Genomic DNA, 12,567 nt, shown 5'->3' with positions numbered 1-12,567 from the left:
GTGTGCCAGGTGGCACCGAACTCACGCCGCACTGCGTGATTACGGGTGTGAATAGTTGAGGTACAGGAAATCCCGGTGAGATTGATCTTGCTGTGATTCCCCTACTCCTGCCGGGGCTCGGGCGTGCTGGGCTCGGGTGCAGTCTCGCCTGCTTCGGGTTTGGGCCAGCGGCCGAAGGGTCCGTGTTCTCCGGGTCCGGTGGCGCCGAGGACACCGGGGTCCTTCCAACGGTGGGGCGGCATGGGGATCACTGGTCGTCTCCGTTCCGGGGTCGCTTACCCCGCTCCGGCGCATGCCTCCGCCTCTGCCAGATACCGTGCCACCGGGCCCAGGGTCACCATTCCGCTGGTGGCGCCGGCGTGTTCGGCACAGGCATCGCGCAGGGCAGCCTGGGCGCGTGCGGCGATTCCGGGCGCGCCGAGGCGTACGGCGGCGCGGACGGTCAGGCACCACATGGCCTCCTGCATGTGGTCACGCGGTGGTTCGGGCACCGTGGCGAGGGCGGCACGGGCCTCCTCGGTCCGGTCCTGGGCGAGCAGTACGAGGGGTCGTGCCCAAGGCCGGTACGGACCCCAGTCGAGGTGCGGGTCGGTGGGCGCGGGCCGGTCGTGCAGCAGGCGCAGCCCCAGCAGGGCGAGCGGGAAGAGGCCGCGGTGCAGCCCGGGCATTCCGGCAGTCCGGAGGGCGTTCTCGGCAGCGCGGTAGTGCGCCGCGGCCGTGGCGGCGGTCGGTCCGCCGGGTTCGGTGCTGCGGGCGGCTGTGACCCGGGCCCGGAACCACCCGGTGAGGACGGGGACGAGGGGCGCCTCGATGGTGGCGGCGAGCTGTTCGGCGGCCTCGGCGTGGGAGGTTGCGGTGTCGAGGTCGCCGAGGGCGGAGGCGGACTGCAGGCGGATGAGCCGGCCGAGTACGGCGAAGTTCGGCAACGCGTGCCGGGTGGCCAGGTCGAGGATCTCGGCGCCGGTCCTGTCCCGTACCGCCGCGAGCCCGGGGCGGGTGAAGGACTGCAGGAACACCCCGTTGAGGGCGAAGGCGAGCAGGGCGGGATCGGCCAGGTCCCGTGCCAGCGCCTCGGCCCGCCGCGCCGCCTGCCGCGCGCGCCCCGGCTCGGTCCCGGACAGATCGGCGCTGCGGCTCTCGACGGCGATCGTGGCCAGCAGGCGGGCGGAGAGGTCGGCGGGGCCGTCGGGGCCGAGCGCGGTGATGGTGCGCTCGGCGGCCGCGACGACGGCGCGGGACTGTTCGGGGTCGTCGGCCCGGCTCCAGAGGGCGGGCACGTCGTAGGCACCGATGATCCGCGCGGTCAGGGAGAGGTCTCCTGTGCGTTCCGCGGCCTGGACGGCGGCGAGACGGTCGCGCCGCGAGTGGACGAGGGCGTCGCCACCCGCCAGGGCGAGGGTGCGGGCCAGATCCACGGTGGTGCGCGGACCGAGCCGGACACCAGGGCCGGCCCACGCAGTACGTGCGCCTTCGAGCGGCACGGACCCGCCGAGGATCTCCATCTCCAGGCGTTGCAGGTCGGCACCGGGGTCCAGTCCGAGTTGGTCGACGAGCATCGCGCGGGCGCGGCGGAGGGTGGCCAGCGCGTCGGCCCGGCGGCCCGCATGGTACTGCGCGCGGGCGAGCAGCCCCCAGGCCGGCTCGCGCCACGGATGGTCGGCGACATGAGCACCCAGCCCGGCGACGAGATCGGCCCCTTCCCCGGAGCCGAGGAGGAGGCGGGCACGCAACTCCACGCCCTCCAACCGCAGTTCCTCCAGCCGGATCCGCTCGCGCTGCGCCCATGCGGAGCCGGGCACATCGGCGTACGCGGGTCCGCGCCAGGCCGCGAGTGCCGCGCCGAGGTCGGTCACCGCGTCGGGGTGGCGCCGGGCACGGGCCAGGGTGTCCTGGAACCGGTGGACGTCCACCTCATCACGCGGCAGGCGCAGTGCGTAGCCGGGACCTTCGGTGACGATGACACGCGGCGGATCGCGGGGCGGCCGTTCGGGTTCGAGGGCGCGGCGCAGCGCGGCGACGAACGTACGCAGAGCGCCCACGGCGCGGACCGGCGGATCGGTCCACAGGTCGTCGACCAGGGTGTCGGTGGTGACCATCCGCCCCTCGGCGGCGACGAGCCGGGCGAGTACCTCGCGATGACGGGGTCCGCCCAGGTCGACCGGGCTGCCGTCGTCGCGGAGGGCCCGCACAGCACCGAGCACGTCGATTCGCATGCGCCCAGTGTCTGTGACGGGGGCGGGCTGCGCCCAGCCGTACTGATCGGCTGCTGATCGCCGTCGCTCAGGCTGATCCGATCGGTCCCCGACCCGAAAGGACGGCCTTCCATGACCCCCACGATTCCCGGCTTCGACCACGTCCGCCTGCCCGGCGCGGACGGTGTGGAGCTGGCCGCCGCTGTCGGCGGTAGCGGCAGCGGCAGTCCGGTCGTGCTGTTGCACGGCTTCCCGCAGACCCACCTGATGTGGCGGCACGTCGCCGAGCGGCTCGCCGACGAGCACACGGTGATCTGTCCTGACCTGCGGGGCTACGGCGCCAGCGACAAGCCGGCGGCCACCGGCCCCGATGTGTACGCCAAGCGCACCATGGCCGCCGACGTCGTGACCCTGGCGGCGGCCCTCGGCCACGAGCGCTTCGCCCTCGTCGGCCACGACCGGGGCGCCCTGGTCGCCTTCCGGGCGGGGTTGGACCACCCCGAGACCATCACGCACCTGGGCATCCTCGACATCGTGCCGACGCTCGACATGTGGAACGTCCTGCGCGGCGCCTCGGCGGCGGTCGGCTACCACCTCTTCCTGATGGCGCAGCCGCCGGGCCTGCCGGAGGCGATGATCGCAGGCAGTGCGGACGCGTTCTTCGGCTCGTTCCTCAACGCCTGGGCCAACGACCCGACAACCATGCCCGAAGACGTGCGTGCCGAATACCTGAGCGCGAGCGCCGCGGCAGTGACGTCCATCGTTGCGGACTACCGGGCCTCGGCGGGCATCGACGTCACGCACGACCAGGCGGACCTGGACGCCGGGTCGCAGCTGGCCATGCCCGTGACGGTCATCCAGCAGGACTGGGGCGCACAGCTGGGCTACGACGCTGCCGCGGTGTGGAAGGCGTGGGCGCCGGACCTGGACCACCGGCTGACCCGAGCAGGCCACTTCATGGCCGAGGAGGCACCCGACGAGATCGCGGCGGCCATCCAGGACCTGCTGGTCCGCTGAGTCCCATGCTCTCGACTCACCGGCTGGTGGGCCACAATCGGTCGGCGAGTCCAAGGTTTTCGGAGATCAGCGTTCTCTTCCTGCGCTGGATACACAGGCGGTGCCGCCCGGCCGGCACGAGGTACAACGAACGGCCTAACGTCCCGGGTGCGCCGGCGGTCAGTCCTCTTCCTCGTCGTCCTCGGCGGCGTCGGGGTCGCGGAAGGGCCGCAGGCCCTGGCCGGGGCCGCTGGCGGTGATGTTGAACAGGTAGCGGCCCAGGAAGTTGATGTGCCGGTCCTTGAGCGGGGAGAGCCGGCGCTCGGCAGGTTCCTGGCTGATGCGGGGTTTGAGGTCGAGGCGCAGTACGGCGACTGGAACCGGGAGCCGATCACTGCTTCCAGCCGGGAGATCATCACGATCGCCCGGCGTGGATAGCTGCTGTCCGTCAGTGGTCCTCCTTCCTTCGGGCTGTCGGGATGCCGAGGTCGACGGCGGGGCGTCGGGTTCGGCGTTGCGTTTCCTCGCGCTTGGCGCGCAGGAAGGTGAGCGTGAGGTTGATGCCTTCGACCTCGCCGAGCCAGTTCTCGTCCTGGGCCCGCCGTAGGCGGGCGAGGAGGTCGGTTTCGAGTTCTTCGAGGCGGCCAAGCATCTTCGGGTTGATGTGGAGCATCGGGCAGCGGATGCAGGCGTGTTCGTGCTGGCAGGGGGTGCCGTAGGGGCGTCCGCAGGAGCCAAGCTCGACCTTGCGGCGGTCGAAATGCTCCTCGAACTCCTCCCATTCCCGCTCCGTCGTGTCGCGGTACTCACCCTCCGGCCGGACCTCACGGCGGTGGTGGAGAAACTCCTGGTAGTGGCGGACGATGTCCTCGTCGAAGACCGCGACGTAGCCACGGGTGGTCTGGACGTCAAGATGGCCGAGCAAAGCCGCGCCGATGTGGATGGGCAGGCCGCTGTTGACCAGCTCGGTGGCGAAGATCCTTCGGAAGTCGTGCGGGGTGAACTTCAGCCCGCGGAACTCCCGGTGATTCTTGGCCAGTTGCTCGCAGATCCGGCCGAGCATGACCTGGATGGTCGCGGTGCTGAACACCATGGGGGTAGTGCCGTTCTGCCGCTGGAAGAGGAACGGCATCGGGGGACTCCACACCTTGTCGTGATAGTCGAACCGGCTGACGAGAGGGATCGGACGGCCGGTGCGGGTGTGACGGCGGATGATCGAGGCGATGACGTGGAAGAGCTCGGCGGACATCGGGATGACACGCTCGCGGTCAGTCTTCGATGGCGCGATCACCAGCAGCGCGATGACCTCGCCGTTCGCCCGCTGGTACTGGCGAATGCTCAGGTGGGTCAGTTCACAGAGCTCCTCGATGCGCACGCCGGAATGGCGCAGGGTCTCGACGGCCGCCCATTCCCAGAAGGCGCCTTCTTCCTCGGTGCCGATGTGGACGATCCGACCGCTGTCGACTTCCTGGACGCGGGTGGGGACGGCATCTCCATGGCGAAGGAACTTGCGGTCGGCTTCGGTGCGGATCCGCCGGTACTCGCTCCCCTCGTGAGTGAACACCTCCCCTTCGGCCGACTTGTCGGCCTGCTCCAGGAGCAGGCGGGCGCGGTCGTAGCGGGTTTCGACGTGGTTCACCAGCAGGGGAAGGAGGGGCTGACGCTGGCGGGTGCGGTCGGCGGAGCGTTCGTTGATGCGCCGGCGACGAACCCCGAGCCCGCGTAGTTCGCTGGGCGGGACCGGACAGGGTGCGACCCATGCCGCCCAGCGCTCAGGTTCGTCGGCGGCCCAGGTGTGTAGGTCGTAGTAGAAGGAGCGGAGCGCGATGACGATGCTGTCCTGGCCGACGCGGGGTTTGCCGTCGTCCTTGACGGTGATCGCCTGGCGCCAGGTCGCGTAGGTCTCCGGTGAGATGCGCAGTTCCTCCTGGTCGGGGTTGATCCTCTCGATGTTCTTCCAGAAGTGGCGGGTGAGCTTGCAGGCGAGGTCCTTCAGGGTGGAGTAGTCGGTGTCGGCCTTGCGTCGGGTGAGGTAGTCGATGAGCAGTCCGCGAACGGCCTGGTTGGTGATCTCGTACTGGTCGACGAGTTCCTCGACGCTGAGCTGTCCACGCAGCAGGGCGGCCCGCATGCTCTCCGGTGTGGACGGCGGGAAGTGCCCCATGGAATGCAGAACGTTCCAGACGCCTCGGCCGATCAGCCGGTTGGACACCTGGCTGCCCGGTTGCAGGATGCAACGTGCCTGCCGATTCTCGTGGGTGAAGTGCAGCAACGCGGCGGGAGTGACATCGCTCAGGGTGACGCCCTGGACGGTCAGCAGCATGCACAACTCGTTGATCGCGTCGCGGCGGTGCACTTGGCGGAACTGGTGGGCGCGTACCTCCGCCACGTACTTGTCCAGGAGCGGGTCCTCCTGAGCGGCGATGAACATCACCCCGTAGTTGGGCAGAGGGTTACGCCGGAAGGCGAGTGGCGTCGGCTGGATGACGCGCAGGCAGTACAGAGCTCGGACTCCGGGGATGACGCTGGTGCCCGTTGTCCGACGGGACCCCACCTCATCGGCGGCGATCTGGCCCTGGCCGAGCGGACTGGCGTCCCATCTCACCTGCCATGTCTCCCCTGGGAAGGTGAGGAGGTATTCGAGCAGCGCGCGGGTTGAATTCTTCCAGTTCAGGCGGGTTGCGCGCTGTGTGCCGGGCCAGATCGAGGAGGAGCCGGCCACCTGCGACAACAGCGAGACCGAAGCGGTGGCGAACTCGCCGTGGGGCCGGGGCAGGCTGGCCGCAACGGCAGGCTCCGGCGTGATCGGCCCCCGACGAAACGGCTGGCGAACTGGAGCCCCTCCACGACTGGACCGTGGCGGCGGCTTTGACCGGTGGTGCGAAGCTGCGTCTCAGGCACCGAACACCGCCGCGATGTCGTCGGCGTTGTAGCCGGACGGGTAACTACGTTCAACACGCGGGGAGTTGTAGTGCTCGGTGAGCTTGTCGAAGATCTCCTCGACCCGTACCGCGAGATAGCGGCTGGTGGTCTGGATGTTGGCGTGACGCAAGACCGCCTGCACCTCCGGCAGGGTCAGCTTGCCGCCGTTCGCCATCCGGCTCGCCGCGGTGTGCCGCAGGTCGTGCAGGGTCCAGTTGGTGCCCGGTGCCTCGTTGGCCCGCTGGATGACCCGCCGCATCGCCCAGTAGGACATGGGCCGGTCCGCGCCGCGACGGGTCCGCCACAGCGGCTCGTCCGCCGCCGCGGTGCCGATCTCGTCGAGGTAGCAGGCCAGGCGCAGGAACGCCTGCGGCGAGGCCGGAACTGCCTGCCTCTCTCGCGTCCCTTTGGAGATCACATAGATCCCCTGGCCCGACCAGTCGACGTCCCCGATGCCGATACCCAGGAGTTCCTCGGCGCGGGCGCCGCTGGAGACGTAGAACTCCAGCAGGGCGCGGTCACGCTGGCACCCCATCCGCTCGAACAGCTCATCCCACAGACGGTCCGGGATCGACCGCGGCGGACGGTCGGGGACCTTCTGCCTCAGCCGGGCCCGGCCCAGCACCGGCTTGGGCTCCAGCGGGCTGCGGTGGGCCAGCGCCCGGCGTCGCTGCGGAGAGACCGGCACCGGGTTGGTGACCGGCCCGTTGCCCTGGTGGGCGTGGAACTCGTAGAACCCGCTCACCACCGACAGCGCATGGTTGATCGTCCGCGGCGCGTACCCAGCCCTCAGCACCGGCTTGCCCGTCCGCAGGTTCACCGAGCCCGGCACCGGGTTGGTGACCGTCTTGCGCTGGCGCTGCGGGTTCGACGCCGTCCGCAGCCACCCGGCCAACACCGCCGTCTCCGCCTCGGTCGCCTTTCCCAGACCACCCCGAGAAGCCACAGCAGCCGGAACCAGCGCAGCAGCCCATACCCGTAACTGCGGACCGTCAGCGGACTGCTGTCGTTCAACGCCAAGTCACGCAGGTACGCGGTGATCGGCTCGATCTCGTCGTCGTACCCGTTGACGACGACGTACGGAGGATGGACGCCCCGAGCCGGGAACACCGCCCCGACACGGGGGATATCCGCCCGCCCCTCCATGAGTTCGTGTCGAAGATCCACTTTTCACTCTCCTCGTTGATCTCGGGGACCGTCACTGAGATCAACGAGCAGAGATGGTGCAGATAACTGTGCAAGGCTCGGACCTTGTCCAGAGGACGCCGCTCACCGCGGCATGTGTCCTCCCGGCGGGCGGACACAGCCATTCCGGCACTCACCCGGGCCCCTCCTTGTTCGTGTCACGCATCGATGAAGCAGGGGCCCTTCGCTCCTGACGGGTTGTGTTGTCCCGCCGATCGGCACTACTACGACCCCCTCCGGCCGCCTCTCGGCAGCCCGCCACTTCCCGGTTCCGCCGGTTATAGGCGAGCCACACTCCCGGTCCGCAATACCCGGGGCGGAGGAGGCCCTCTCCAGTTCCCAGGACAACCCTCCGACCATTCCACGCCCCTTACGCCGGGAGGTTCTTGAGCGCCCGCTCCAGGATCTGGGACGCCTTCCATGGCCTTCGCCCTTCAAGCACAGGCTCGGCTCCTCCTTGGCCCCGCCTCTCGACGGGCTTAAATCACGACGCTGCAGGCTTCACTTCATGTTGCGGACTGGCCGGTCGCACGCCCCCGAAGGACGCTTGTCACTCCACTTCGACGCCCGCCTCTCGACGAACGCCGGGAGTCAGCTACCGAGGACCCTGGCGTCTCCCCGGACCGGACTCACACCGGCTGGCTGCCCTGAGCTTGACGCCCGGTTACATCCTCTCCACCTCCTCTGAACTGGGACGATGCCCGAGCTGCTGGACGTACGCTTGATCTTTGTCGACCAAGCGATCCACGAGGCTGGGATCGCCTCCTCGCTGGCCAATCTGGCGTCGTACGTCGAAGCGGCCGGCTGACCGAGCGACAACGGCTATCGCGGCCGGAGGACGACGAACGCCTGAACGCCTACGCCGAACTCCGGGCCGACGCCGACGGCCTGCCGTCGTAGCCGGGTCCCGCCGGTCACAGGTTCTGCAGATAGGCGAGCCGGACTGTCCGGGGGGCCTGCTCCGGGGTGTCATGCAGGGCCGCCTCCTGGGTGGTCGGGTCACCGATGACGTACCCCTCGTACACCGCCACCCACTGATCGCCAATGCCGGTCAGGCCGCGCTCGACCCAGCCGACCTGGTGGCCCTCGCCGAGGACGAGGTAGACGTCAGGGTTGACGGTCCATCCGGTCAGAGACCACCAGCCGCCGAACGCCGCCGGCGCCGCTGGCACCGGAACGACCGGAGCAGCGTGAACCGGAGTCTGAGCGGGTTCCACAACGGCGGCCGCGCGCACGGGCGCGGCCTCGGCCGGAGCGGGGGCCGGCCCGGCCGGGACCTGGACGGTGGTGGGAACGAGACTGGCGCCCTGCGCCTGGCGCAGCCACGCACCATCCGGTTCGGCAGGACCAGCACCAGCGACGGCACGGGGCGCGGCTTCCCAGCGGTGGCGGTGATCATTAAGGTGTGGAAGCTGTGAGCATGCGTGGATCCGGTGACGACCTGTGGGAAGAGTTCGTCAAGGAGTTTGAGAAGAACAACGCGGTACGGGAGCCGAGTGTCGCCGAACAGGCGCGCCGGCCCGTACGACGAAGCGCGCGACGTCGGCTGCTGCTTTCGGTGGCCGCTGCGCTGCTGGTGGCAGCGGGCGCGGGGGCGTACCTGCTCCGGCCGTCGAGCCCTGCACCGGCCGCACCGCCCGCGCTGGCTGCGCCGGCATCGTCCGATCGCTCGCCGCAGGTGGCGACGCCGTCGATCGGTGCTTCGTCGGCGGCATCCGGCGCTCCGGTCTCGGCGATGCCGCTGTCCGTCTTTCCGGCGCAGGTCCAGGGGTACACGCTGGTGGCGGGCGTGGCGCGCTCGAACTGCACCGGCCCGGACACCGTGGCGCCGACCCTCGCCGGGTTGATCACACAGGGCCACGGCTGTCTCGGAGTCGACCTGGCGCTGTACAAGGACGCCGAGGGCAACCAGTACAACGTGGCGCTGTTCACCATGGCGGACCAGGGCGACGGCGTGCACCTGGTGAGCTTTCTCGGCTCCCACGCCGACTCCTTCCAGGTCGCCGTCCATGTCCCGCCCACGGATTCGGGTCTGCGCCGGTTGCCGGCCGACAGCGGCCGCGTGCAGGGCTTCGCGGCCTACGGGCACGGCGTGGTCGTCGGTTCGGCCCAGTGGTCCGACGGCCGGACCGCAGACCTCGACAAGCTGTCCGATCAGCTCTCGCCGCTGACCGACGCTGTCATCAAGAACGTTCCCGCCTGACGGGGCGCCCCTCCCGACTCGGTCCTCCGCGAAGGACGCGGCGCCCTCCTGGGCGCCCACTGTCGGCGACAAGTGGAAACTGGTTTCGCGCCCTGCCGGATCGGGCGCACGCGGTGCCGCGCGTTCTGGGCGTCGACGAGGTCGCCCTGCGCAAGCGCGTCCTCCACGCCGCCTGACCGCTGGTCGTGGTGGCGTGGAGGGTCACACATCGGGGGACGGTGATGGCGCCGAGCACGACGGCCGAAGGGCGGGGACTCGGGTCAGTGCCGGCCGAGGTCTCGGCTGTCGAGACAGTCGACCAGTGCAGCCTCCTTCCGGAGCAACCGGTCGCGGTCATCGGCAGGTAGCGAGGCAAGGGCGTCGAGCAGCACGCGCTCTCCCGCCCCAGATACGACGCCCGGCTCCGCCCGCCTGATGGAGGGCCTGATCGCGGAAGCCGCGAAGCGCGGCGAGGTGGACTTGGCCCAGAGGAACAAGACGGGCGGGACGCCTCAGGCGGCCCGGAAAGGGAAGAACGGCGACGTACCCGGCGTCGGCGCAGGCTTTGGCTGAAGGAAGCCTTGCTCGGGCGCTCCAGGGGCGGGTTGACCAGCAAGGTCCATTGCGCCGGCGACCGGAAGTGCCGGCCGGGGCCGGCTTCCCGCGCGGGTGGTCAGCGGAAGAGGGCGGCGTGGTCGGTGGCCCAGGTGCGGAAGCTGCGGGCGGGGCGGTCGGTGACGTCCCGGACCGTCGTGGTGGCGGGCTCCGGCTCGGCGATGCGGGCGTGGATGAAGTCGAGTGCGCCGTCGGCGATCGCCGGGGGCCAGCCGGTGGTGAGCATGCGCTGCCGGGCGGCCTCGCGGGGGATTTCCTCCCAGCGCAGCAGGCGGCCGGCGGCCTCGCCGATGATCCGCACCTGTTCCGCCTGGGTGGGTGACTCCGGGCCGGTCAGGACGTACCGGGCGCCGTCGTGGCCGTCCTCGACCAGGGCTCGGACGGCGACCGCGGCGATGTCCCGCTCGTCCACCGGGCTGAGCCCGGCCGCACCACCGTAGCCGCGGACGACGCCCCCGGTGCGGATCTCCTCCGCCCAGCGCAGCGCGTTGGCCGCGAAGCCGTGCGGCCGCAGCACGGTGTGCCGCACCCCGCTGTCGGCGAGCAGTGCCTCGATCCCGCCGTCCGGCCGCCCCGGCGACTGCGGGCCCGCCCCCGGTACGTCCCGGACGGCGGCCGAGGAGAGGAACACCACCCGTCCGACCTCCCCGGCCAGTGCCGCCACCGCCTCCGCCGCGCCCTCGGTGGTCGGGAACGGCCAGGTCAGGAAGGCCGCACCGGCTCCGCGGGCGGCCGCGCGCAGGGATGCCGGATCGAGCAGGTCCCCCTGGCGGAACCCCTCCTGCCGCGCGCGGTCCGCCTGCCGGGTCAGTGCCCGTACGTGCGTTCCGGCCTCCGTGAGCTGCCGGGTGACATGGCGTCCGACCGTTCCGGAGGCGCCGATCACCAACACGGTTGACCCATCGTCAGTTCGCTTGTCCGTCATGTGTCGAACGTATGCGGTGGCTCCGAGGTGCCCAATGCTCGCAAGTCCTCCGTTGATGCGCGATCGTCTATCGTCGTCCGGATGGACGTGCTGAGCGATGTGGTCGCGACCCTGCGGACGGGGGAGCCCCGCTCGGCTCGGGTCGGGTGGCGGGCGCCGTGGGGTCAGCGGTTCCCGGGGGCGCCGGGGGCGGGTTTCCAGGTGGTCCTGCACGGCTCCTGCTGGCTGGTCCCGGACGAGGGCGAGCCGGTGCGGCTCGCGGCCGGGGACGTGCTGTTCCTCCCAAGAGGCCACGGGCACGCTCTGGCCGACCACCCCGGCACCCCGCTCGCCGAGCCGGTCTGCGACCAGCGCGTCGGGGCGTACGGGGCGGAGGCCACCGGGGCAGCGGAGCCGGACGTCGTGACCCTCTGCGGCGCCTACCAACTCGACCCGGTCCGCGCCCACCCGCTGCTGCGGGACGTCCCGGACGTCCTCCACCTGCCTGCCGGCCCCGGCCACCACCCGGAGATCCGCTCGGCAGTCGAACTCCTGGCCGGGGAGCTGGAGAAGCCCCGCCCGGGCGCTGCGGCCGTGGTCCCGGCGCTGCTGGACATGCTGCTGCTGTTCATCCTGCGGGCGTCGTCCGAGCATCCTTCGGCAGGGCCCGAGCGCGGCTGGGCGGCCGCCCTCGCCGACCCCTCGCTGAGCCAGGCCCTCCAGGCCGTCCACGAGGAACCGGGCCGGAGTTGGACGGTCGAGGCGCTGGCCGCCCGGGCCGGCCTCTCCCGCTCCGCCTTCGCCCGCCGCTTCACCGCCACGGTCGGCCAGGCACCGCTGGCATACGTCACCTGGTGGCGCATGGCGCTGGCCGCGCGCCTGCTCCGCGGCTCCGACCTCCCCCTGAGCGCCCTCGCCGCCCGGGTCGGCTACGCCTCGGAGTTCGCCTTCTCCCACGCCTTCAAGCGCCACCACGGCCTCTCCCCGGGCCGCTACCGCACCACGCCGGATTGACGGGCACCCCTGCGTCGCCTCACCACGGGTGCGGTGCACGGGAAGTCGGGCTGGCTGGACAACCCCTCCAGCGCCCACTCCACCGCGTCCGCGAGCGTCCGACCGGACGGCGCCAACTCGCCGTCGGCGAGGAAGGTCACCAAGGCCTTCCCAGACGGGGCGACATCGAGCACCGCAAGCGGACCGACCGGGAACCTCGCCGCCACAGCGGGCTCCCAGTCCGCCGGACCACCTCGGAAGCCGCCGTGTTCCGCGCCCGCGACACCGCGCCAGCGACAGGGCGGGACGCCGGGCCACAGCCGGTGCGGCTTCCGCGCGGGCGGCCTGACGGGACGCAGCGACCGAAGCGACCGAGGCAGCCGACTCGGCCGGGGTCTGCGGGGCGGGCTGCTGCGCCGAGGCCGCCCAAGCACCGCGCCTGTTCTGCGGACGACGGTGACCACAGGCCCGCCGGGCCGGCATGCCACGGCGCGGGGCCGGGGTGGGTCAGGGGCTGGTGGTGGTACGGGCCCGTACGGCCAGCAGGGCGAGGTTCCCGGCTGCGGCGGCGGGGCGGA

At 71.2% G+C, this 12,567-nt stretch carries 10 protein-coding genes; 5 read left to right on the top strand and 5 right to left on the bottom strand.

Going from position 1 to position 12,567, the window contains the following annotated elements; translation table 11 throughout:
• Positions 1-275: 275 nt before the first annotated feature.
• The gene (locus KS423_RS02595) at positions 276-2,213 is read right to left on the bottom strand and encodes an AfsR/SARP family transcriptional regulator (protein WP_224274366.1); all 1,938 of its coding nucleotides are present in this window, start codon (positions 2,211-2,213) and stop codon (positions 276-278) included.
• Positions 2,214-2,324: 111 nt separating this feature from the next.
• On the opposite strand from KS423_RS02595, the gene KS423_RS02590 reads away from it, so the two are divergent.
• Both KS423_RS02590 and KS423_RS47885 read left to right on the top strand, forming a co-directional pair.
• A complete protein-coding gene (locus KS423_RS02590; protein ID WP_224274364.1) occupies positions 2,325-3,209 on the top strand; it encodes an alpha/beta fold hydrolase in 885 nt (294 codons plus the stop codon).
• Positions 3,210-3,356: 147 nt separating this feature from the next.
• Positions 3,357-3,626: a hypothetical protein gene (locus tag KS423_RS47885; protein ID WP_308020125.1), complete on the top strand. Its 270-nt coding sequence runs from the start codon at positions 3,357-3,359 to the stop codon at positions 3,624-3,626.
• A 10-nt stretch (positions 3,627-3,636) separates the two neighbouring features.
• Here KS423_RS47885 and KS423_RS02580 read toward each other — a convergent pair whose 3' ends face one another.
• From KS423_RS02580 to KS423_RS02570, 3 genes are all read right to left on the bottom strand, one after another.
• A complete protein-coding gene (locus KS423_RS02580; RefSeq protein WP_224274362.1) occupies positions 3,637-5,793 on the bottom strand; it encodes a site-specific integrase in 2,157 nt (718 codons plus the stop codon).
• 288 nt (positions 5,794-6,081) lie between these two features.
• The gene (locus KS423_RS02575) at positions 6,082-7,008 is read right to left on the bottom strand and encodes a site-specific integrase (RefSeq protein WP_224274360.1); all 927 of its coding nucleotides are present in this window, start codon (positions 7,006-7,008) and stop codon (positions 6,082-6,084) included.
• 1,201 nt (positions 7,009-8,209) lie between these two features.
• Positions 8,210-8,467 (bottom strand): hypothetical protein, encoded by a 258-nt coding sequence (locus tag KS423_RS02570; protein ID WP_224274358.1) that lies wholly within the window; start codon positions 8,465-8,467, stop codon positions 8,210-8,212.
• Between the two features lie 18 nt (positions 8,468-8,485).
• Between KS423_RS02570 and KS423_RS02565 the strand changes: the two genes are divergently transcribed.
• Positions 8,486-8,713, top strand: coding sequence for a hypothetical protein (locus KS423_RS02565; protein ID WP_224274356.1), 228 nt, complete (start codon positions 8,486-8,488; stop codon positions 8,711-8,713).
• Entirely contained in the window at positions 8,701-9,498 is a 798-nt protein-coding gene (locus KS423_RS02560; protein WP_224274354.1) for a hypothetical protein, read from the top strand. Before KS423_RS02565 ends, KS423_RS02560 begins: the two co-directional genes overlap by 13 nt.
• A gap of 652 nt (positions 9,499-10,150) precedes the next feature.
• Here KS423_RS02560 and KS423_RS02550 read toward each other — a convergent pair.
• The gene (locus KS423_RS02550) at positions 10,151-10,984 is read right to left on the bottom strand and encodes an NAD(P)H-binding protein (RefSeq protein ID WP_224274352.1); all 834 of its coding nucleotides are present in this window, start codon (positions 10,982-10,984) and stop codon (positions 10,151-10,153) included.
• 114 nt (positions 10,985-11,098) lie between these two features.
• On the opposite strand from KS423_RS02550, the gene KS423_RS02545 reads away from it, so the two are divergent.
• Positions 11,099-12,010 (top strand): AraC family transcriptional regulator, encoded by a 912-nt coding sequence (locus tag KS423_RS02545; protein ID WP_224274350.1) that lies wholly within the window; start codon positions 11,099-11,101, stop codon positions 12,008-12,010.
• Positions 12,011-12,567: the final 557 nt, after the last annotated feature.

The organism is Streptomyces sp. LS1784, assembly GCF_020103755.1.
In the GTDB taxonomy this organism is placed as follows: domain Bacteria; phylum Actinomycetota; class Actinomycetes; order Streptomycetales; family Streptomycetaceae; genus Kitasatospora.
This window is presented reverse-complemented; position numbering and strand designations above follow the sequence as displayed.

Bases quoted from the DNA above. Each gene is read 5' to 3' on its own strand.
- KS423_RS02590 (WP_224274364.1), top strand. From the start codon at position 2,325: ATGACCCCCACGATTCCCGGCTTCGACCACGTCCGCCTGCCCGGCGCG.
- KS423_RS02545 (WP_224274350.1), top strand. From the start codon at position 11,099: ATGGACGTGCTGAGCGATGTGGTCGCGACCCTGCGGACGGGGGAGCCC.
- KS423_RS02595 (WP_224274366.1), bottom strand. From the start codon at position 2,213: ATGCGAATCGACGTGCTCGGTGCTGTGCGGGCCCTCCGCGACGACGGC.